At 74.1% G+C, this 19,748-nt stretch carries 18 protein-coding genes; 6 read left to right on the top strand and 12 right to left on the bottom strand.

Annotation, left to right across the window (positions count from 1 at the left end; all coding sequences use genetic code 11):
- Nucleotides 1-23: 23 nt before the first annotated feature.
- From ACLHRZ_RS20475 to ACLHRZ_RS20445, 7 genes are read right to left on the bottom strand one after another with little or no spacing between them, the layout of a single operon-like run.
- Nucleotides 24-494, bottom strand: a complete 471-nt coding sequence (locus ACLHRZ_RS20475; protein ID WP_490419931.1) for an anthrone oxygenase family protein — start codon at nucleotides 492-494, stop codon at nucleotides 24-26.
- Entirely contained in the window at nucleotides 491-961 is a 471-nt protein-coding gene (locus ACLHRZ_RS20470; RefSeq protein WP_490419930.1) for an SRPBCC family protein, read from the bottom strand. Before ACLHRZ_RS20470 ends, ACLHRZ_RS20475 begins: the two co-directional genes overlap by 4 nt.
- The gene (locus ACLHRZ_RS20465) at nucleotides 958-1,218 is read right to left on the bottom strand and encodes an acyl carrier protein (RefSeq protein WP_490419929.1); all 261 of its coding nucleotides are present in this window, start codon (nucleotides 1,216-1,218) and stop codon (nucleotides 958-960) included. Before ACLHRZ_RS20465 ends, ACLHRZ_RS20470 begins: the two co-directional genes overlap by 4 nt.
- Nucleotides 1,219-1,232: 14 nt before the next feature.
- Nucleotides 1,233-2,459, bottom strand: a complete 1,227-nt coding sequence (locus tag ACLHRZ_RS20460) for a ketosynthase chain-length factor (protein ID WP_490419928.1) — start codon at nucleotides 2,457-2,459, stop codon at nucleotides 1,233-1,235.
- A complete protein-coding gene (locus ACLHRZ_RS20455) occupies nucleotides 2,456-3,733 on the bottom strand; it encodes a beta-ketoacyl-[acyl-carrier-protein] synthase family protein (RefSeq protein ID WP_490419927.1) in 1,278 nt (425 codons plus the stop codon). The genes ACLHRZ_RS20460 and ACLHRZ_RS20455 overlap by 4 nt, the downstream gene beginning before the upstream one ends.
- Entirely contained in the window at nucleotides 3,730-4,170 is a 441-nt protein-coding gene (locus ACLHRZ_RS20450) for a cupin domain-containing protein (protein ID WP_490419926.1), read from the bottom strand. The genes ACLHRZ_RS20455 and ACLHRZ_RS20450 overlap by 4 nt, the downstream gene beginning before the upstream one ends.
- A gap of 41 nt (nucleotides 4,171-4,211) precedes the next feature.
- Complete coding sequence (locus tag ACLHRZ_RS20445) at nucleotides 4,212-4,532, bottom strand: TcmI family type II polyketide cyclase (RefSeq protein WP_490419925.1); 321 nt, start codon at nucleotides 4,530-4,532, stop codon at nucleotides 4,212-4,214.
- Nucleotides 4,533-4,716: 184 nt separating this feature from the next.
- Here ACLHRZ_RS20445 and ACLHRZ_RS20440 point away from each other — a divergent pair, with 184 nt between their 5' ends.
- The 5 genes from ACLHRZ_RS20440 to ACLHRZ_RS20420 all read left to right on the top strand — a co-directional run bounded on the left by ACLHRZ_RS20440 (nucleotide 4,717) and on the right by ACLHRZ_RS20420 (nucleotide 9,943).
- Entirely contained in the window at nucleotides 4,717-5,772 is a 1,056-nt protein-coding gene (locus tag ACLHRZ_RS20440) for a methyltransferase (protein ID WP_490419924.1), read from the top strand.
- A gap of 127 nt (nucleotides 5,773-5,899) precedes the next feature.
- Complete coding sequence (locus tag ACLHRZ_RS20435; RefSeq protein ID WP_490419923.1) at nucleotides 5,900-7,036, top strand: cytochrome P450; 1,137 nt, start codon at nucleotides 5,900-5,902, stop codon at nucleotides 7,034-7,036.
- A gap of 26 nt (nucleotides 7,037-7,062) precedes the next feature.
- Entirely contained in the window at nucleotides 7,063-8,274 is a 1,212-nt protein-coding gene (locus ACLHRZ_RS20430) for a cytochrome P450 (protein WP_490419922.1), read from the top strand.
- Nucleotides 8,256-9,491: a nucleotide disphospho-sugar-binding domain-containing protein gene (locus tag ACLHRZ_RS20425; RefSeq protein ID WP_490419921.1), complete on the top strand. Its 1,236-nt coding sequence runs from the start codon at nucleotides 8,256-8,258 to the stop codon at nucleotides 9,489-9,491. Before ACLHRZ_RS20430 ends, ACLHRZ_RS20425 begins: the two co-directional genes overlap by 19 nt.
- Nucleotides 9,488-9,943, top strand: coding sequence for a pyridoxamine 5'-phosphate oxidase family protein (locus ACLHRZ_RS20420; RefSeq protein ID WP_490419920.1), 456 nt, complete (start codon nucleotides 9,488-9,490; stop codon nucleotides 9,941-9,943). Before ACLHRZ_RS20425 ends, ACLHRZ_RS20420 begins: the two co-directional genes overlap by 4 nt.
- Before the next feature lie 57 nt (nucleotides 9,944-10,000).
- Here the strand turns inward: ACLHRZ_RS20420 and ACLHRZ_RS20415 are convergent, their stop codons facing one another.
- The 4 genes from ACLHRZ_RS20415 to ACLHRZ_RS20400 all read right to left on the bottom strand — a co-directional run bounded on the left by ACLHRZ_RS20415 (nucleotide 10,001) and on the right by ACLHRZ_RS20400 (nucleotide 16,637).
- Nucleotides 10,001-10,492, bottom strand: a complete 492-nt coding sequence (locus ACLHRZ_RS20415) for an SgcJ/EcaC family oxidoreductase (RefSeq protein WP_490419919.1) — start codon at nucleotides 10,490-10,492, stop codon at nucleotides 10,001-10,003.
- Nucleotides 10,493-10,665: 173 nt separating this feature from the next.
- Nucleotides 10,666-14,439, bottom strand: a complete 3,774-nt coding sequence (locus ACLHRZ_RS20410) for an SDR family NAD(P)-dependent oxidoreductase (protein WP_490419918.1) — start codon at nucleotides 14,437-14,439, stop codon at nucleotides 10,666-10,668.
- A gap of 120 nt (nucleotides 14,440-14,559) precedes the next feature.
- Nucleotides 14,560-15,432 (bottom strand): arylamine N-acetyltransferase family protein, encoded by an 873-nt coding sequence (locus tag ACLHRZ_RS20405; protein WP_490419917.1) that lies wholly within the window; start codon nucleotides 15,430-15,432, stop codon nucleotides 14,560-14,562.
- Nucleotides 15,433-15,437: 5 nt separating this feature from the next.
- Complete coding sequence (locus tag ACLHRZ_RS20400; protein ID WP_490419916.1) at nucleotides 15,438-16,637, bottom strand: nucleotide disphospho-sugar-binding domain-containing protein; 1,200 nt, start codon at nucleotides 16,635-16,637, stop codon at nucleotides 15,438-15,440.
- 175 nt (nucleotides 16,638-16,812) lie between these two features.
- On the opposite strand from ACLHRZ_RS20400, the gene ACLHRZ_RS20395 reads away from it, so the two are divergent.
- The gene (locus tag ACLHRZ_RS20395) at nucleotides 16,813-17,832 is read left to right on the top strand and encodes an LLM class flavin-dependent oxidoreductase (protein WP_490419915.1); all 1,020 of its coding nucleotides are present in this window, start codon (nucleotides 16,813-16,815) and stop codon (nucleotides 17,830-17,832) included.
- Nucleotides 17,833-17,894: 62 nt separating this feature from the next.
- On the opposite strand, the gene ACLHRZ_RS20390 is transcribed toward ACLHRZ_RS20395, so the two are convergent.
- Entirely contained in the window at nucleotides 17,895-19,694 is a 1,800-nt protein-coding gene (locus ACLHRZ_RS20390; protein ID WP_490419914.1) for a fatty acyl-AMP ligase, read from the bottom strand.
- Nucleotides 19,695-19,748: the final 54 nt, after the last annotated feature.

Raw genomic sequence — 19,748 nt, 5'->3', positions numbered from 1 at the left:
CTTCCGCTGTAAGGGTGTTGGGGTTATGCGAGGGAGACGGCCGTCGCCGCGTTCACGGCGAAGGCGGCCAGGCAGAGCGACGTGCGGATCGCGTTCCACAGCCGCCAGCGGCGGCGCGGGTCGGTGCGCTCCCAGTCCTCGGGGGTGCGCCGCGGGTCCAGCGCCAGCACGAACTTGTTGACCGGCACGTTGCGCGTGACCGAGATCCCGATCACGGCGGCGAGCAGCACGGCCGCGGCGGCGAACGCCGCCCGCGCCGTTCCCGGGTCCGAGGTGCAGGCCAGCACCACGTCCAGCACCAGCACGCCGCCGTTGGTGAGCGGCATGACGGGGTCGAAGCGCGGCTGCAGGAACTGCACCGCCCGCACGTAGTTCTCGTACGGCAGGGACAGGAACATCGGCGCGATGCCGATGACCGTGGAGAGCATGATCCCGGCCGCCACGCCGTTGCCGACCACCGCGAGCGGGGCCAGGACGGCGGCGGCCCCGGTCATGCCGCCGCTCCGGCCAGGCGCTGCGCCTCGGCCTCCACGAGCCGCTTGATGTGCGGCATCTGCTCGGCGGTGCCGGCGTCGATGCGGCGCGTCATCTCCGCGTCGTCCACGGGGGCCGTGGGCTTCATGCCGAAGTGCTGCACCCAGCGCATCTCGGTGCCGCCCTCGACCTCGCGGTAGGACCAGCGGATGCGCATGAACGCGAACGGGCCGGTCTCCACGCGGTGCGCGAGGACCTCGCGGGCCTCGGCGTCCAGGTGCCGCTCGGAGACCCAGCTCCAGACCTTGCCGTTCTCGTCGGGGTGCTTGGTGAGCCGGAAGCGGACCATGACCTCGGTCTGCTCCAGGATCTCCGCGGCGGCGTACTCGGTGAACAGCTGCGGCCACGAGGCCACGTCGTTCGTCATGCGCCAGACCAGGTCGACCGGCGCGTCGATGACGATCCGGTTGTCCGTGTGGCCGCTCATGCCGGCACCGCCACGCGCATGCCGCGGACCAGCTCGACGGTGCCGCGCGGGGTGGCGGCGACGTCGACGGCCTCGTCCGGGACCTGTACGCCCCAGGTGGCGGAGATGACGGCGGCGGCCTCCAGCAGCACCAGGGAGTCGTAGCCGAGCTCCCCGTAGGTGAGACCGGCATCCGCGTCACCGAAGGTGAAGGAGCCGTCCTCGCCGGCGGCCTGGTTCAGGACGCCGCGGAGGTCGTCGAGGGTGAAGTCGTTCATCGTGATCCCTTCCATCAGTTCTCGGTGGCGCGCAGCACCACGGCGGAGTTGAAGCCGCCGGTGCCGCGGGCGAGCACCAGGACGGTGCGCAGCCGGGCCTCGCGGGGCCGGTCCGTCACCAGGTCGATGCGGTGCGCCGGATCCGGCTCGCCGGTCCCGGCAGTGGGCGGCAGCACCTGGTCGCGCAGGGCCAGCAGCGCGGCCGCGGCGTCCAGGGAGCCGCCGCCCGCGTAGAGCCGGCCGGTCATGGACTTGGGCGCGGTGACCGGCACCCCGCCGGGGCCGAAGACCTCGGCGAGCGCGGCGGACTCGGCCCGGTCCAGCTCGGGCACCCCGGCCGCGTCGGCGAACACCGCGTCCACGTCGGCGGGTTGCAGCCCGGCGTCGGCCAGGGCCTGCCGGATCGCGCGGGCCAGGCCCGGCGGGCGGCCGGTGCCGGGCGCCGGGTCGAAGGTGGCCGCGTACCCGGCGAGGTACCCGTAGACCTTCTCCGCGCCGCGCTCGGCGGCGGCACGCTCGTCCTCGACGAGGAGGATCGCGCCGCCCTCGCCGGGCACCCAGCCGGTGGCGTCCGCGGCGAACGGCCGGTAGGCGCGGGCCGGTTCGGGCTCGGCCGACAGGTTTCCGCTCGCGCCCTGGCAGACCAGGGCGTACGGGGACAGCGGGGCCTCGGTGCCGCCGGTGAGCACCGCGCGGGCGTCGCCGTCGGCGAGCGTCCGGCGGGCCTGGGCGAGCGCGTCGAGACCCGCGGCCTGCTCGGAGACCAGGACCCCGCAGGGGCCGCGGCCGCCGTTGCGGATGGACAGCTGGCCGGTGGTCGCGGCGTAGAACCAGGCGATGGACTGGTAGGCGCCGACCGCCTGCGGCCCGCGGGACCACAGCTTCTCGATCTCGCGCTGCCCGAACGCGTTGCCGCCGGAGGAGCTTCCGGTGACCACGCCCAGGTGGTAGTCCGGCAGCTCCTTCGGGTCCATCCCGGCGTCGGCGAAGGCGAGTTCGGCGGCGGCCAGGCCGAAGTGGGTCCAGCGGTCGGTCTGCACGGCGAGCCGGCCGGGGATGGTCCCGGCGGCGGTGAAGCCGTCGACGGTGCCGGCCACGACGGCCGGGTAGCCGGTGGTGTCGAAGCCGGTGATCCGGGACAGGCCGCTGCGGCCCTCCAGCGTGGCCCGCCACCACTCCTCGGTGTCCGGGCCGTTGGCGGCGATCGCGCCGATTCCGGTGATCAGTGCGCGGGCGGTCATCGGGTCACCTCGCCGGGACGGGCGAGCAGCATGGCGCTCTGGAAGCCGCCGAAGCCGCTGCCGACGGTCAGCACCACGTCGAGGCGCTGCTCGCGCGCGGTGCGGGGGACGTAGTCGAGGTCGCACTCCGGGTCGGGGACCTCCAGGTTGGCGGTGGGCGGCACCACGCCGTGCTCGATCGCCAGCGCGCAGGCGGCGATCTCCAGCGCGCCGATGGCGCCCAGCGAGTGGCCGATCATCGACTTCACGGAGCTGACCGGCACCCGGTAGGCGCGCTCGCCGAGGCTGCGCTTGAACGCGGCCGTCTCGTGGCGGTCGTTCTGCTTGGTGCCGGAGCCGTGCGCGTTGATGTAGTCGATGTCCTCGGGGTTCACCCCGGCGCGGCGCATCGCCACGTCGACGGCCTCGGCCATCTCGCGCCCGTCCGGGCGCAGTCCGGTCATGTGGAAGGCGTTGCCGCGCCCCGCGTAGCCGGCGAGCTCGGCGTAGACGCGGGCGCCGCGGCGGCGCGCGGCGCCGGCCTCCTCCAGGACGAACACGGCCGAGCCCTCGCCGATGACGAAGCCGTCGCGGCGGGCGTCGAACGGCCGGGAGGCGTGCGCCGGGTCGTCGTTGTTGGCCGAGGTGGCCTTGATGGTGTCGAAGCAGGCGACGCTGATCGGCGAGACGGGCGCCTCGGTGGCACCGGCGATCACGATGTCGGCGACGCCCTCCTCGATCAGCCGCATGCCGTGGGCGACGGCGTCGATGCCGGAGGTGCAGCCGGTGGAGACCACGGCGGCCGGGCCCTCGGCGCCCGCGGCGCGGGCGACCTCGGCGGCGATGCTGCTGGGCACCAGGTGGTCGTAGAGGTACGGGTTCGGGGGCGTCGGGTCGACGCGCCAACTACCGCCGCCCGCACTGACCTTGACGTAGTTCTCCTCCAGGGCCGCGGTGCAGCCCACGGCGGTGCCGATGGAGGTGGCGGTGCGACCGGGGTCCAGGGCGCCGAAGGACAGCCCGCTGTCGGCCATGGCCTCGCGGGCCGCGGCCAGCGCGAACTGCGCGGAGCGGTCGAGCCGGTCCGCCTCGGCCGCGTCCAGGCCCGCGGCGAGCGGGTCGAAGTCGCACTCGGCGGCGATGCGGGAGCGGAAGCCCGTGGTGTCGAAGAGGGTGATGGGGCGGGTCGCGGTGCGGCCGGCGGTGAGCAGGTCCCAGTAGGCGGCGGTGCCGGTGCCGCCGGGGGCGACGGCGCCGATGCCGGTGATGGCCGCCGTGCGGCGTCCGGTGCTCATGAGTGCGCTCCTGCCGGGCAGCCTTCGGGACCACCGATGCCGGGGTGCGGCTCGTCGGCGCCGGGCAGCGGCTCGGTGTCGACGTGGCCCATGGACGGGTGCGGGGCCAGCGGGCCGAGCTGGAAGACGGCCGTGGCCGCGGCGCCGCTGCGGTTCTCCACCCGGTGCCGGACCCCGATGGGCACCAACAGGCCCTCGTCCGTGCCCAGTTCCACCGCTTCCCCGTCGAGCAGCACGGTCAGCGCGCCCCGGGTCACGTACAGGAACTCCTCCGAGTACGGGTGGTAGTGCTCGGAGACGGACTCGCCCGGCTCCAGCGCCAGCACGCCCAGGAAGCCCGAGGTGGCTCCGGCGGTCTGCGGCCCGAGGACGACCCGGACGTCGCCGCCGCGGCGGCGGTTGGGGGCGATGTCGGCGAGGGCCACCTTGGCGGTCATCGATGCTCCTTGAACAGCTTGTACGGACGGCGGTCGACTGCTCACGCGGACCAGCTGTAGAAGGTCCGGGCCATGGCGTCGGCGGGCTCCCGCCAGGACGGGTCGTAGGGCTTCACGAACGGCTCCAGGCCCCGGTTGACCTCCTGGAACAGCGGGTGTTCGCGGACCTGCGCCAGGCCGGGGCGGATGTCCTGCTCGGCCTCGATGAGGTGGAAGTACAGGCCCTGGTAGCCGAACAGGGTCCGCCGGGACACGCCCACCAGGTGGGGCAGGTCGCTGCTGTCGGACCTGGCGAACTGCTCGGCCACCTGCCCCTCGTGAGCCGGGTCCAGCCGGGCGACGATCAGCGTGCGGTGCGCCATGACGGTTTTCTCCCTTCGCCGTTGCCCCGAGATCGTCACCCGGCGGGATCGAGCGTCGGTGGACCGCGGCTCGGGTGCCGGAGCGGTTTCCGGGGCGCGGGCCGAGCGCCGGCCGAGCGGCGTTCGAGGGCCCGGGCCCAGCATCGAGCCGCCACCGAGGCAGAACCCACGAGGAGCTCAGGACATGACCGTCACCCAGGACAGCGCCCAGCCGGCAGTCACCGCGACCGGCAACCCGCACCAGCAGATGCTGCAGCTGCTCGGCGGCAAGATGGTCGCCGCCGCGGTCTGCACGCTGGCGCGCATCGACGTGGCCGACCTGCTCGCGGACGGCCCCCGCCCGGTGACCGAGCTGGCCGCGGCGACCGGCATGGACGCCGACATGCTCTACCGCTTCCTGCGCGCCGCCGGTTCCGCGGGCGTCTTCACCGAGACCGCGGACGGCGTCTACGGCCTGACCCCGATGGGCGAGCTGCTGCGCACCGACGTCCCCGGCTCGCTGCGCGACCTGGCCGCCATGTACGGCGAGACCAGCATCTGGAACTGCTTCGGCGACGCCGTCGACACCCTGCGCACCGGCGAGCCCACCGGCCCCAAGTACCGTGGCGGCCAGGGCTGGTTCCCGTACATGGAGCAGCACCCGGAGTGGGCGCAGACCTTCCACCGCGCCATGACCGGCGTCAGCGAGAAGGCCATCCGCGCCGCCGAGGTCTTCGACTTCGGCCGCTTCGGCAAGGTCGCCGACATCGGCGGCGGCCAGGGCCGGCTGCTCTCCGCGATCCTGGGCGCCCACCCCGAGGTGCAGGGCCTGCTCTTCGACCAGGCGTCGGCCGTCCAGGGCGCCGCGCCCGTGCTGGAGGCCGCCGGTGTGGCCGAGCGCGCCGAGTGCGTCGTCGGCGACTTCTTCCGGTCGGTTCCGGGCGGCTGCGACGCGTACGTCCTCAAGGCGATCCTGCACGACTGGAACGACGAGGACAGCATCCGCATCCTGCGCAACATCCGCGCTGCGATGGACGGCAATGCCGATGCGCGCGTCCTCATCGTCGAGGCCGTCGTCCCGGCCGGTGACGGCTGGCACTTCAGCAAGGCCATGGACATCGCCATGGGCGTCAGCCTGGGCGGCAAGGAGCGCAGCGAGCAGCAGTGGCGCGAGCTGCTGGCCGAGGCCGGTTTCGAGCTCGTCGCCGTCACGGAGACGGCGCCGCCGCACGCGATCGTCGAAGCGCGGCCGGTGTTCTGACGGTTCGCGGTAGGTGCAGTGCGTCGGCTGCGGGTGCGTCGTGGCTGATCGCGCCCACGCGGCGGAGCCGCATATGTGACCGCCCCGCGCCCCTTCGGGGCGCGGGCAGATCAGACCGGAGACCCCCATGACGACCCCGCTCGACTACCCCTTCGCCTGGCCCTCGGCCACCGGGCAGCCCGAGGAACTGGCCACCGTGCACCAGTGCCCCGTCATGCCGGTGACCCTGCCGAGCGGGGACGAGGCGCTGCTGCTCACCCGCTACGAGGACATCCGCGCCCTGCTCGCCGACCCCCGCGTCAGCAAGGACCGCAACCGGCCGGGCATGGCCCGGATGACCGCCAAGAAGGACAAGGTCTTCCAGAAGAAGGTCCCGGCCCGGCCCGGCGGCCACGCCCGAGTCCGCAAGCTCATCAACAAGGAGTTCACCGCCGCGCGCGTCGAGAAGCTGCGCCCGCGCATCGTCGAGATCGCCGACGGACTGCTCGACGCCATGGCCGCCGAGGGCGGTCCCGTCGACCTCAACGAGGCGTACTCCTTCCCCCTCACCGTGCAGGTCATCTGCGAACTCCTCGGCGTACCCGCCGAGGACCGCGAGCAGTTCGGCGACACCAGCGCCCCGCCGTGGGACTACATGCGCGAACTCATCGCCGCCAAGCGCGAACAGCCCGGCGACGACCTCATTACCGACCTCATCGCGGTCCGGGACGAGGACGACGGGCGGCTCACCGACGACGAACTGCACTGGTGGTGCACGCTGCTGCTGCTCGCCGGCTACGAGACCACCGCCAGCCAGCTCTCCGGCGGCACCGTCCTGCTGCTCACGCACGAGGAGCAGCAGGCGAAGCTGCGCGCCGACTGGACGCTCGTCCCGCAGGCCGTGGAGGAGCTGCTGCGCCTCCAGGTCGTCGGCTCGTCGCTGTCGATGCTGCGCTACGTGACCGAGGACATCGACCTCAACGGCACGCACATCGCGCAGGGTTCGAGCATCATCCCGGCCCTGGAGGCCGGCAACACCGACGGGGAGGCCTTCGCCTGCCCCGCCGAACTCGACATCGCCCGCTCCGGGCCGCGCCAGCTCACCTTCAGCACCGGACGCCACTTCTGCCTGGGCGCCCCGCTGGCCCGGGTCGAGCTCCAGGTCGGCATCGAGCGGCTGCTGCGCCGCTTCCCGGACCTGCGCCTGGCCGCCTGCCCGCAGCACCTGCGGCGCAAGGACGACGCGTTCTTCCAGAGCTTCGAGGAGGTGCCGGTCACCTGGTGACCGGCCACGACAAGGAAAGTCACGCCATGACCACCGCCACCGGGCGCTGCCCGTACCCCTTCCACCGCCCGGCGGCGCTGGAACAGCCCCTCGAACTGGCCGGTGTCCGGGACGAGCCCGTCGTCCCGGTCACCCTGCCCAGCGGCGACGACGCGCTGCTGGTCACCCGGTACCAGGACGTCCGCGCCCTGCTGGTCGACCAGCGCATCAGCCGCAACCTCAACCGGCCCGGCGCCGCCCGCATCGCCAAGGGCAACAGCATGTTCCAGGACAGCCGGATGGACCCGGACCCGCCGGAGCACACCCGGGTGCGGCGCCTGGTCATGCGGGCCTTCTCCCCCGCCCGCGTCGAGAAGCTGCGCCCGTTCGTCCACAGCACTGTGGACGAACTGCTGGACGCGATGGAGTCGCAGAGCGGCCCCGTCGACCTGTGCGAGGCACTCGCCTTCCCCCTCCCCATCCGCGTCATCACCACCCTCCTCGGCGTCCCCGAGCAGGACATGGACCGCTTCCGCGGCTGGACCGACGCCTTCCTCTCCGTGAGCCGCTTCACCGGCCCCGAGATCCGCACCGCCATGCAGGAGATGAGCGGCTACATCGCAGAACTCGTCGCCGCCAAGCGCGAACAGCCCGGCGACGACCTCATCAGCGACATGATCAGGGTCGGCGACGAGGAGGACGGCACCCTCACCGAGTACGAACTCCACTGGTGGGCCCGCCTGCTGCTGCTCGTCGGCTACGAGACCACCGCCACCCAGCTCGCCGGCACCGTCGCCATGCTGCTCAGCCACCCCGAGCAGCTGCAGAAGCTGCGCGCCGACTGGTCGCTCGTGCCGCAGGCCGTCGAGGAGGCCCTGCGCTGGAAGCTGGTCGGCTCGTCCGTCTCCATGCTGCGCTACGCCACCGAGGACGTCGAACTGCCCAGCGGCGCCGTCGTCCCCGCCGGCAGCAGCGTCATCCCGGCAGTCGACTCCGCCAACCAGGACCCCTCGGTCTTCGCCGACCCCGGCACCTTCGACATCACCAGGACGGACCCCAACCTCACGCTCAGCCTCGGCCCGCACTTCTGCATCGGCGCCACCCTGGCCCGTGTACAGCTGGCCATCGCCGTCGAGGCCCTGCTGCGCCGCTTCCCGGACCTGCGGCTCGCCGTCCCCGCCGGCGAACTGCGCCGCCAGGAGGGCGCCCTGCTGGAGGGCTTCCTGGAGGTCCCGGTCACGTGGGGGGACGAGCACTGATGCGCGTCCTCGTCGTCACCTGGGCGTGGCCCTCGCACTACATGCCGCTGGTGCCCACCCTGTGGGCGCTGCGCGCCGAAGGCCACGAGGTGTGCGTGGCCAGCCAGCCCGCGCTGGCCCCTGCCGTCACCGGCTCCGGGATGGTCTTCGCCGCCGCGGGCGAGGACCTGGACCACGCGGAGCTGCACCGCCGCCGGCTGCGCGGCCTCGACCACACCGGCGTCCCCGAGGCGCCGCCGCCGGGCGCGGGCGCCGAGCGGTTCAGCCCCGCGGAACGGGAGAAGGTCTCCCGCGTCTTCGGCATCTTCGCCGACCGGGCCGACGCCATGGTGGACGACGTGATCGCGCTGGGCCGCTCGTGGCGCCCGGACGTGATCCTGTACGAACCCACCAGCTACGCGGGCCCGTTGGCGGCGGCGGTGCTGGGGATTCCCGCGGTGCGCCACCTGCACGGCGTCGACCTGACGTACCAGGTGCACGGGCTCATGCCGGAGTTGCTGGCGACGACGGCACGCCGTCTCGGCCTCCCCGGGGTGAACGTCCTGGGCGACCTCACCGTCGACCCCTGCCCGCCGAGCATGCAGGTCCCCGCGGAGGTCGAGCGCGTCCGCATCCGCCACGTCCCGTACAACGGCCCGGCCGTCCTCCCCGACTGGCTGCGCCCCCCGCGGCCGCCGGGCAGCCGGCGCCGCATCTGCGTCACCTTCGGCCGCACGACGACGGCGCTCAAGGGCAACCAGCGGTTCCTGCCGCCGGTGGTCGTGGAGGCCGCCCGCGCCCTGGACGCGGAGATCGTGGTGGCCCTGGACCCGAAGGACCGGGAGGCGCTGGGCGACGTCCCGGAGGGGGTGCGCGTGGTGGAATCCCTGGCCCTGCACCTCCTCCTCCCGGCCTGCGAGGCCGTCGTGCACCAGGGCGGCATCGGCACCACGCTGGCGGCCGCGGCCGCCGGGGTGCCGCAGCTCGTGCTGCCGCAGCTGCCGGACCAGATCTTCACGGCGGAGCGGGTGGCGGCGACGGGCGCGGGCCTGGTGCTGCGCCCGGGCACGGTCGACGACCTGGTCCCCGCCATCGCCCGGGCCCTGTCCGCGCTCGTCGAGGGCGACGTCCACCGCGACGCCGCCGCCCGCCTGCGCGACGAGATGCAGGCCCAGCCCGCACCGCTGTCCGCCGTCCCCGCCCTCGAACGCCTCACCCGCACCCGGAGCACGTCATGATGCCGACCCCCGCCGAACCCCCGCGCACCGTCGCCCAGCGCCGGGAGGACGTCCTGGCCCTCCTGGAGACCGAGCGCCACCTCTGGCTCGCCTCCGCGGACGCGGACCGCCCGCACCTCGTGCCCTTCGCGTACGCGTGGGACGGCGAGTGCCTGACGATCCTGACGCGGCGCACGAGCCGCACGGTGCGCAACCTGCAGGGCGGCGGCCCGGCGCGGATCGCGCTGGGCACGGCGCGGGACGTCGTACTCGTCGACGCGGCACCGGAGTTCATCGAGCCGGAGGAGGCCGACGAGCGCACCTCCGCCCTCTTCTCCTCGCTCCCGATGGACCCGCGCCGGGTGCCGGGCGTGATCGGCGTACGCCTCAGGCCGCAGCGGATCCTGGCGTGGCGCAGCCTGTCGGAGATGCGCGACCGGCTGGTCATGCGGGACGGCCGCTGGGTGGAGTGAGCCCGCGGCCAACCGACGTGAGGCCCCGGGGACATGAAAAGTCCCCGGGGCCTTTCGTCACCCTGCCGGCACCGCCGACGAATGGTGGTTGAGGATGAGCCATTTGCCGTGGCGCCGCTCGTAGACGAACGTGTAGCGGGCGTCGACCTTGGACTTGCTGCCGTCCTTGTTGGTCAGCGTGAACTCGTAAAGGCCGGTGTCGACGGCGCTGTTGCGGCCCAGGATGTTGATGAAGCGTTTCTGGATGCGGCCGACCGGCTTGTTCTCCAGAAAGTGCTTGAAGTAGTCGACCCTCTCCGCCCGCGTAGTGCGGATCTGGGCGGAGACGGTCGGCAACAGCACGGCATCGCGGGCGTAGAGGTCCGCGACGCGGTTCGCATCGCCGGTGGCCAGGGCTGCATTCCAGCGGTCGAACAGAGCCTTGATGCGGCCCTTGGTGGGCGGCTTCCTGACGTGGGCGCCCTCGGCATGGGCCGATTCGGCTCCCGTTCCGGCGAACAGAACGGCGAGAGTGGCTACAGCGACCCCTGCGGAGTGCCTGCGCCTCATGGAACACCTCCTGCTGAGTCGGTGATCAAGCGGGGAACAGGCTCAGCCTCCCCCGGCGCAGGCGATCCCGCATGTCGACGAGCCAAGCGGTCCCGCGCCCCGCAGGGGCGCGGGGAACTGCGCGACCAGCCACGACGCGCCCGCAGACGAAACGCTCGACTCCCCGCGGAGCGCTACCGCACCCCCGCCAGGTGCCGCGCCAGAGCCGGCACCGTCGGGTTCCGGAACAGGGCGCTGCGCTCGAAGCCCAGGCCCAGGGCCGCCTCCAGGCGGGCGTGGGCCTGGAGCATCTGGATCGAGCTCAGGCCGACCCGGAAGAGGGGGGTGTCCCCCGGCACCGGGACCCCGGCGATCGACTCGAAGACCTCGCGGACGGTCTGCAGGAGGTCCGCGGGGACGTCCACCGCTTCCTGTGCGCCGGCCTCCGCCGGGCGCGCCGCCGGCTGTACCTGCACCGGGCGGCCGAACACGTCGGTCACCTCGGCGGGCGCGTCCCCGGTCAGCAGGTACGGCACCTCCAGGGCCAGGCCGTCCAGCGACCGGACCCTCCCCCGCAGCTCCTCCGACGTGCCGTCGAGACCCACGCAGTAGGCGCCCGGCGGCAGCCGCAGCGCCACGCGGGCCAGGACGGCGGCCTCCGCGGGGGCGAGGGACAGGACGCCGCGGCGGCGCACTGCGGCCTCGTACGGGTTGTCGCGGTTGAGGCCCGTCTCCTTCCACAGGCCCCACGCCAGCGTGTGCACCGGCACGCCGGACAGCCGCAGGTGCTCACCGAGGGCATCGGCGTAGGCGTTGCCGGCGCTGTAGGCCGCGCAACCCGCCGATCCGAGCTGGCCGACCAGGGACGTGAAGACGACCAGGTGGGCGCCGGGCCGCTGCCGGCACAGCTCCGCCAGGTGCAGCGTGCCGGCCGTCTTCGCGGCCACCGCCTGCCGCCAGTGCTCCGGGGTCTCTTCCGCCAGCAGGCGGAAGCCGTAGGAGTCGGCGAGGTGCAGGACGCCGTCCAGCGGGGCGCCCCAGTGGGCCTCGGCCTCGGCGACGGCCGTGTGCAGGGCGGCGGCGTCGGTGACATCGGCGCTGCGGTAGAACACGGGCCCCTGCTCGCCGGCCTCGGCCGCGGGCCTGCGGCCGACGACCGCGAGCGACAGGCCGTAGCGCTCGGCCAGTTCGCCGAGCAGGGCCCGGCCGACGCCGCCGGTGCCGCCCGTCACCAGGTAGCGGCCGCCGCGGCGCAGCGCGTCCGCGGGGCGCGGGTCCTCGGCCACGGGGGCCAGGACGGGCACGTACGGGCGGCCGTCGCGCCAGGCCACGTTGCCCGCGTCCACGGCGAGGGCGGCGCGCAGCGCCTCCGCGGCCTCGGCGGCCGGGAGTCCCTGCAGGTCCACCTGCCGCACGCGCACGTCCGGGTGTTCCTGGGCCAGGACGCCCGCGATGGCGGACGAGAGGGAGGCGGGGTAGCAGACGTCCTCGTGGCCCGTGATGCGGTGCAGGCCGCGGCTGACGGTGATCACCTGGGCGGGGAGGGCGAGTTGGGCGCAGGCCGCCGCGAAATACGTGCCGCAGCGCTCGTTCGCCTCACGCGCATTCGACGCGTCCGGCGTCTCCAGGTAGCTCCACAGCTGGAGCAGGGTGCGGGGCTCCTTGCCGGACTCGTGCAGGGAACGGGCCAGCGAGGCCCAGTCGTCGGCCGAGGCCGGGTCCAGGCGGTAGCCGTCCGCCGTCACGGCGAAGCCGGTCCCCGGCCGGACCAACACCGCGTCCGCGGCCAGCTGTTCGGCCAGCCCCAGATCGTCGGCCAGCACCAGCACCGTGCCGTCCAGAGCGGCACACTCCGAAGGCGCCTCCACCGGCTCCCACTCCTGCGCGTACAGGCAGTCCGGCACTTCGGTCCCGGTGCCGCCGCCCGTGCTGCGCAGGGCCTCCTCGAAGTCGCCGGCCGTGAACCGGGCGACGAGCCTGCGCCGTTGGACCTTGCCGCTGGTGGTGCGCGGGAAGTCGGCGGTCGTCAGCGGGACGGCATGGGTGACGGGCAGGCGCACAGCCGCCCCCACCGCCTCCCGGATGCGCTCGGCGATCACCGCCGGCTCGTCCTCCGGTCCCTCCGGCACGAAGAAGACCGCGAGGACCTCGCTGCCGCTGACCGGGTCGGGCACGCCGCACGCCGCGGCCCAGCCGCTCGCCACGCCCTCGACGCGGCCGCACAGTTCCTCGATCTCGTGGCAGAAGTATTTGTTGCCGTTGACGTTGATGAGCTCCTTGGCACGGCCGGTGATGACGACCTCGCCGTCCCACAGGAACGCCTGGTCGCCGGTGTCGAACCAGCCGCCGCCGGGGAACGCCTCGGCGTTGGCCTCCGGGTTGTCCAGGTAGCCGGGGGTGACCCGGTCCGCCTGCACCTGGAAGGCGCCGATCACGCCCTCGGGCACCACGCGCCCGGAGTCGTCGACGACCCGGACCTGTGCACCGTGCGCGGCCGGGCCCATGCTGAGGAACTCGGAGGCCTCCGCCTCCGGGGTGCCCTCGGGCGCGAGCCGCAACGCGCCGTCCAGCGTGGCCTTCAGGACCCGCAGCACGCTGCCCTGCTCGGCGTAGAACTTGTAGCAGATGCCGGTGGCGGTCTCGGCCATGCCCCACGCGTGGATCATCGCGGTGCGGCGCAGCCCGAACGGGGCGGTGCGCTCCAGAAACGCGTCCACGACGGGCGCGGTGCACTGCTCGCCCGCGTTGAGGACGGTGCGCACCGCGGACAGGTCCCAGCTGCGCTCCGGGGCGGCGCGCAGCGCGTCGGCGACGAGGCGGTAGCCGAAGTTGGCCGCCCATGTGTGCTCCACGCGGTACTGCTGGAGGATGTCCAGCCAGCGCAGCGGCTGTTCGGCGATCCAGCCGGTGGGCGAGTGGATACCGGTGCAGCCGAGCACGGCGTCCCGCAGCAGGTACATCACCAGCGGCGGCGCGTGGTCGAACGGCAGCCAGTTGAAGGAGATCTCGCCGGGCCGGATCAGGCCCGCGTCGCGCGCGGCGCAGGCGTTGTCCACGATGGCCCGGTGCGTGACCTGCACGAGCTTGGGGGCGCCGGTGCTGCCGGAGGACATGACGAGCACGGCGGTGTCGTCCGGCGCGGCCGGGTGGACCGCGGACACCGGTGCACTGCGCCGGAGTTCGGAGACGGGGGCGGTGCGCAGCGGGGCGGTGCCGTAGAGCGTGTGCAGGCCGGCGAGGCCCTCGGCCTCGGCGTCGTCGGTGATCACGAGCGGGTGGCCGAGCTGCTGCCAGGCGTGCACCAGGCGGTCGAGCACGGGCCCGCGGGTGGTCCAGCCGTCGGGGATGCCGGCGGTGAGCAGCCGGATGCCGCCGAGGAGGCAGGCCCAGACGGCGAGGACGTAGTCGTCGAGCGAGGGGACGAGCAGCACGGCGCTGTCGCCCGCGCGCAGGCCGCGCTCGTGCAGCCCGCCGAGCACCCGGCGTGCCTCGTCGAGCAGTTCGGGGTAGCTGCGGTAGGCGTCGGTGCCCGGCGCGATGACGCGCACACCGTGCACGGCGTGCCGCTCGGCGGCGGCGAGCAGCGCCTCGGTGACGGTCGACACGTCGACGTCCCCGGAGAGCAGCGCGGGACCGGTGCGCAGGGCCGACGGAGCCGGGTCGGCGGGCGTCAAGTCGACGGCGGCCGCGGTGAGTACGGGCGCGTCGAGGTCGAGCGGCGCGAACCGGCCGAGGGCCGTGGCGGCCGGGGCGTACCCGATGCGCTCCGGGTCCTCGGCGAGGACGGGGAGCGCACGCAGGGCGTCGAGGTCCGGATTCCCGTCGCCCCGGCGCGGAATGCGCCGCACGGCCACGGCGGGCAGCGGCGCGAGGGCCCGCCGGGCCTCGTCGGGAGTATGACCCGGGGCGGGCACCACGTAGGCGGCGGTGGGGAGTATCACGCAGTCGGCTATGGAGGGGAGGGTCATGGGTGAGGCCTTCCAATACGGGGCGGGGGCGCCCCGTAAGGGGCGCGGGGCTGTTTCGATATGCGGCTCCGCCGCGCGGGCGCGACCAGCCACAACCGGCCTGCAGCCGAAAAAGCAGGATCAGCTTTCGGGGTAAATCAGCGAACGCAAGTTCTGCCGCGTCCAGTTGTCGTGCACCCGCTCCCACTGAGCGGCACCCTCCGAAGGAGTCACGCCGAACACCTCGTCCAGGACGGCAAGCCATTCCTCGGCAGAAGCCAGCGTCCGCACCTCACGGCCGGCGCCCGCGGCGTACCGCGTGAACTGGCAGCCGATCACCTCGTCGAACCCGTCGGCGTGGTGCCGCTTCACCCACCCGTAGAGGAAGAAGACGGTCATCGGCCCGTCGGCCAGCGTGAGATACGGCGTACCGAAGTCCTCCCACCGGGAGGTGCGGACGGTGAAGTCGACGCCCCGGCACGACTCGTCGGGGTCGTAGTCGATGCGCCAGTCGCCGCCCGCGGTGTCCGAAGGGCGCAGCAGGTACACGGCGTCGCCGATGCGGTGGGTGCCGGCGACGAGCGGCAGCGGGCGGTGGAAGCCCTCGCCCGAGCCGACGTCCAGGATCCAGGTCCCGCCCGGGTTCTCGGCCGTCGGCAGGTCGTGGACGAGCAGCACGTTGTGGGAGTCGTCGGGGCTCACCGGTCCGCTGGCCCAGCCGCTCTCGATGGCGGCGGAGTGCAGCGTCACGCGGTAGCCGAGGGCGTCCAGCAGCAGGCTGAACGCGCCGTTGAGCTGGTAGCAGACGCCGCCGAGGCCGGCGCGGGCGATGCGGCCGGCGGCGGCGTACGGGTCGACGTCGTGGGCCCGTTCCAGGGTCTGGAAGGGCACGTTCTCGACGTGGGCGGCGTGCAGGAGGGCGAGGTTCGCGACGGACGGGGCGCCGGACGGGCCGAGGCCCAGGCGGCGCAGGTACCCGTCGACGTCGAGGGAGACGTCAGGAGTGGTCGACATGGCGGTCACCGGGAGGAGTTCGAGGACGGTTCGGGGAGGCTGCCGTCGCGGGCGAGGCGTTCGAGCAGGGCCACGGTCTGCGCGGGCGTGGGCCGCGCGTCGGACTCGGCGCGCAGCCCGGCGGCCGCGTCCCGGTGCCCGGGGTCGGTCAGCAGGGCGTGCACGGCGATCCGCAGGGCGTCGACGGTGGCCTCGTCGGCGGTGAGGGTGCGGGAGGCGCCGGTGGCCTCCAGATGGCGGGCGTTGAAGATCTGGTCGGGCATGTGCGGCACGACGAGCTGCGGAACGCCCGCGGCCAGCGCGGTCATGGTGGTGCCGCCGCCGCCCTGCTGGACGACCGCGTCGCAGGTCGCGAGCAGCGGCTGCAGCGGGACGGGGCCGATGTGGCGGACGTTGGCCGGGGGGTCGGGGAAGAGGCCGCGCTGCCGGTCGGTCACCGCGACGACGGTCTCCACGTCCAGCCCTGCCAGGGCCTCGACGACGCGCGGGGCCAGCACCATGTGGTCCAGGCCGAGCCCGTCGAGGGAGGTGCCCCAGGTGACGCAGACGCGCGGCCGGGAGGGCGGTTCGCGGAGCCAGTCCGGCAGCACGGCGGGGCCGTTGTAGGGGACGTAGCGGACGGGGTGGCGGGGGAGGTCGTCGGCGACCTGGAGGCGCGGCGGGCAGGGGTCGAGCGTGATGGTGCCCAGCGCGCCGATGGTCGTCAGCCCGAACCGGGACGCCATGGGCTCCATCAGCTCCGCCTCCAGCTCGCCGAGCCGGGCGGTGAAGTCGACGGTCCACAGCAGGCGCACGGACGGGATGCCGAGCAGGGTGGCGGCCAACGGGCCGACGAACGCATTGGGTTCGAAGACCACCAGGTCGGGCCGCCAGGAGCGGGCGAAGGCGAGGACGTCGTCGGCCATGGCGTCGGCGCTGTCCACGCCGATGCGCAGCCCGAGCAGCCGGCGGCGCGCGTCGGGGGCGCCCTCGGCCGGGGGCCCCGCCTTCCAATTCCGCTTGCGCAGCCGTCCCTTCAGCACCTCCAGGACGTCCACGTCCGGCCCCGCCGGAAGGGCCGGCAGGCCGGCCTGCGTCACGGTGGGCGCGAAGGAGGGATGGCACGCCACCACCACCTCGTGCCCGGCGGCGCGCAGCGCCCAGCCCAGCGGCACCAGCGGGTTGTAGTGGCCCTGCATGGACCAGGTGGCGAACAGGACTTTCACGGGCGAGGTCCTCCCTTCCGGTCCGGCCGACCGATCCGGCGGACCCGCCGCCCAGCGTCGCCGCGGCCCCTGGAGCAACGCTCCAGCGGCGGTGGGGCTGCTCCCGGCCGATCCTCGATCGCGGGGCCGCACACTCGTCACGGACAACTCACGCCAACACAACAGGAGGTGGCGCATGCGGCTCGGTGTCTTCCTCAACCGCCAGGGCGCGGTGGAGGTCGCCGTGGAGGCGGAAAAGCTGGGCTACGCCATGGCGCTGGTCCCCGAGGGCTTCCGCTCCGACGCGGTCAGCGTCCTGGGGGCGGTGGCCGCCCGTACCGAGCGGATCGGGCTCGCGTCCGGCGTGATGCAGATCCCGGGGCGCCCCCCGGTGATGGCCGCCCTGACCGCGGCCACCCTGGACCAGCTGTCCGGCGGCCGCTTCCGGCTGGGCCTCGGCGTCTCCAACCCCGACGTCTCGCTCGGCTGGTACGGCGTCCCCTTCGAGCGCCCGCTGGAGCGGACGCGGGAGTACGTGGACGTGGTGCGCCTCGCCCTCACCGGCGAGCCGGTCCGCTACCCCGGCAAGCACTTCCGACTGCCGCCGGAGGGCACGGACGAGGCGGCCCACCTGATCGCGGCGGCCGTGCGCAAGGACCTCCCCGTGCTGCTGGCCGGTGTCGGCAAGCGCAGCCTGGAGCTGGCCGGCGAGATCGCCGACGGCTGGATCGGCGTGTTCGCGCCGCCGTGGCGGATCGCCGAGTCGCTCACGCACGTGCGCACCGGGCGCGAGCGCGTGGGCCTCGGCCTGGACGGCTTCGAGGTGATGCCGTCCATCTCCATCGGCCTGGGCGACGACCTGGAGACGGCCGCCGAACCGCTGCGGCACTACTACGCCAACTTCCTCGGGCTGGGCTCGAAGGAGAAGAGCATCTACTACGCGCTGGCCGTGCGCATGGGCTTCGAGGAGCAGGCGGCCGAGGTGCACCGCCTGCGCGCCGCGGGCGACCGCGTGGGAGCGGCGAAGGCGGTACCGCTGGAGTTCATCGACCAGACGGCGCTGCTCGGGACGCCCGAACGAATTGCCCTGCGCATGGCCGAGTACGCGGAGGCGGGGGTGACCGTGTTGGGGCTCACGTTGCTCGCCCCCACTGTGGAGCAGCAGGTCGAGACGGTGCGCGCGGCTGCCCGCGCGCTGGAACTGGCCGGTTTGTAGCTGCGGGCTGGTTGTGGCTGGTCGCGCAGTTCCCCGCGCCCCTTTCGGGGCGCGGGTCCCTCTTAGAACACCGGCATCCGGTCCCGCACCCACGTGCGGCGACGCCGCTCCGGCAGCAGTGCCGCGATCTCCGGCTCCAGCACCTGGTGGTGGAGGGAGCGGTGGCCGATGCGGCCGTCCAGGAGCAGTTGGCGCATCAGCGAACGGCGCGCCTTGCCGCTCGTCGTCCGCTGCACCGTACCGGGGCGGGCCAGCAGGATGTTGGCGGCGTCGACGCCGAGGGTGCGCGTCAGGTGGGTCTGCAGCTCCCCGGCCAGGGCGGCCGCGTCCGCCGGGGTGTGCAACACCTCCTGGACCAGCACCAGTTGGCCCTCGACCGCGAACGCGACACCCGTGCCGAGCAGCGGGCTGGCCTCGGCGGCGGTGCGCTCCACGTCCTCGGGGTGGACGCGGCGCCCGGACAGCGTCATCACGTCCTTCATGCGGCCCAGGACGAACAGTTCGCCGTCCTCCACCGCACCCATGTCGCCGGTGCGGACGAAGCCCGTCCCGCCGTCCGCCGTCGCCGCGCCGAACACGGCGTGGCTCTCGGCGGGCCTGCCCCAGTAGCCGTCGGCGACGCCCGCGCCGCGGACCCAGATCTCGCCGACCGAGCCGTCCGGCAGCACCGCGCGGCTCTGCGGGTCCACGACCCGGACCTCCGCCCCGGCGGCGAAGCCGCTGCCGACGAGCGTGCGCACCCCGGCCTCGTACGCGCCCGCGCCCTCCGGCACCGGGCGGAGCACGCCCTGTTCCAGGGCGACCGCGTCCACGGTGCGCAGCAGCGGGCCCGTGCCGGGGCGGGCGCCGGCCACCAGCCAGGTGGCCTCGGCCAGGCCGTAGCAGGGCAGCAGCGCCTCGGGGCGCAGGCCGGTGGGGGCGAAGTGCCGGGTGAAGGCGGCCAGCGTCGCGGCGGACAGGGGTTCGCCGCCGACGAGGGCGCTGCTCCAGCGGCTCAGGTCCAGGCCGGCGAGCTCCTCCTCGCCGACGGCGCGGACGCACAGGTCGTAGGCGAAGCCGGGGGCGGCGCTGACCGTGACGCCGTACGTGTCGATCATCTGCAGCCAGCGCAGCGGGTCGCGGACGAACTCCGTGTGGTCCAGGGAGACGGCGGAGGCGCCGAGCCACAGCGTGTGCAGCAGGAAGCCGGCGAGGCCGAGGTCGTGGTAGGGCGGCAGCCAACCGCCGAGCACCGAACCGGAGTCGGTGCCGAGAAGCTCCTGCAGGGCCCGCTGCCCGGCGGCGGCGTTGCCGTGCGAGACGAGGACGCCGCGGGGGCGGCCGGTGGCGCCGGAGGTGTAGAGGAGGAAGGCCGGGTCCTCGGGGGCGGCCGCGGGCGGCGGCGTCCAGGCGTGGGCCTCGTCGAAGCCGGGGGTGTCGGCGGCGAGGCAGCCGATGTGGCCGAAGCCGCTGGTGCTCAGCCACATGGCGAGTTCGGGCTGGGCGCTGCGGTCGGTGAGGGCGAGGCGGATGTCCGCGTCCTCGATCAGGGCGGCGAGACGGACCGTGTCGCGCCGCACCTCGCCGGGCAGCGGGGCGGGGACGGGGACCATCCCGGCGTAGAGGCAGCCGGCGAACGCGGCGGCGAAGCCGGGGCCCGGCGGGTGGGCCAGCAGGATCCGTTCGCCGGGGCCGGCCACCGTCTCGCGGGCCAGCCGGGCGGCGATGCCGCGGGCGCGGCGGTCGAGGTCCCCGTAGTCAAGCACCTCGGGCCGGCGGCCGGGGGCGCGCAGGTGGGTGAGGGCCGGTCGGTCCGGGTGCCGTGCGGCGTGCCGCCGGATCATGTCGGTCACGGTCGTGAAGACCGTCGTAAGGCTGTCCACCAAGTCCCCTTGCCTGTGCAGCGGTTGCGGGCTTCCCTCCCGGGCCGGGTACGG

The sequence above is a fragment of the Streptomyces sp. AM25 genome (genome assembly GCF_058146165.1).
The sequence above is the reverse complement of the archived record's forward strand: the minus strand, read 5'-3'. Positions and strand labels throughout refer to the sequence as shown.

What these genes read in the sequence shown, in the direction of transcription:
- ACLHRZ_RS20475 (WP_490419931.1), bottom strand. Translation starts at nt 494, where the DNA reads ATGACCGGGGCCGCCGCCGTCCTGGCCCCGCTCGCGGTGGTCGGCAAC.
- ACLHRZ_RS20470 (WP_490419930.1), bottom strand. Translation starts at nt 961, where the DNA reads ATGAGCGGCCACACGGACAACCGGATCGTCATCGACGCGCCGGTCGAC.
- ACLHRZ_RS20465 (WP_490419929.1), bottom strand. Translation starts at nt 1,218, where the DNA reads ATGAACGACTTCACCCTCGACGACCTCCGCGGCGTCCTGAACCAGGCC.
- ACLHRZ_RS20460 (WP_490419928.1), bottom strand. Translation starts at nt 2,459, where the DNA reads ATGACCGCCCGCGCACTGATCACCGGAATCGGCGCGATCGCCGCCAAC.
- ACLHRZ_RS20455 (WP_490419927.1), bottom strand. Translation starts at nt 3,733, where the DNA reads ATGAGCACCGGACGCCGCACGGCGGCCATCACCGGCATCGGCGCCGTC.
- ACLHRZ_RS20450 (WP_490419926.1), bottom strand. Translation starts at nt 4,170, where the DNA reads ATGACCGCCAAGGTGGCCCTCGCCGACATCGCCCCCAACCGCCGCCGC.
- ACLHRZ_RS20445 (WP_490419925.1), bottom strand. Translation starts at nt 4,532, where the DNA reads ATGGCGCACCGCACGCTGATCGTCGCCCGGCTGGACCCGGCTCACGAG.
- ACLHRZ_RS20440 (WP_490419924.1), top strand. Translation starts at nt 4,717, where the DNA reads ATGACCGTCACCCAGGACAGCGCCCAGCCGGCAGTCACCGCGACCGGC.
- ACLHRZ_RS20435 (WP_490419923.1), top strand. Translation starts at nt 5,900, where the DNA reads ATGACGACCCCGCTCGACTACCCCTTCGCCTGGCCCTCGGCCACCGGG.
- ACLHRZ_RS20430 (WP_490419922.1), top strand. Translation starts at nt 7,063, where the DNA reads ATGACCACCGCCACCGGGCGCTGCCCGTACCCCTTCCACCGCCCGGCG.
- ACLHRZ_RS20420 (WP_490419920.1), top strand. Translation starts at nt 9,488, where the DNA reads ATGATGCCGACCCCCGCCGAACCCCCGCGCACCGTCGCCCAGCGCCGG.
- ACLHRZ_RS20415 (WP_490419919.1), bottom strand. Translation starts at nt 10,492, where the DNA reads ATGAGGCGCAGGCACTCCGCAGGGGTCGCTGTAGCCACTCTCGCCGTT.
- ACLHRZ_RS20410 (WP_490419918.1), bottom strand. Translation starts at nt 14,439, where the DNA reads ATGACCCTCCCCTCCATAGCCGACTGCGTGATACTCCCCACCGCCGCC.
- ACLHRZ_RS20405 (WP_490419917.1), bottom strand. Translation starts at nt 15,432, where the DNA reads ATGTCGACCACTCCTGACGTCTCCCTCGACGTCGACGGGTACCTGCGC.
- ACLHRZ_RS20395 (WP_490419915.1), top strand. Translation starts at nt 16,813, where the DNA reads ATGCGGCTCGGTGTCTTCCTCAACCGCCAGGGCGCGGTGGAGGTCGCC.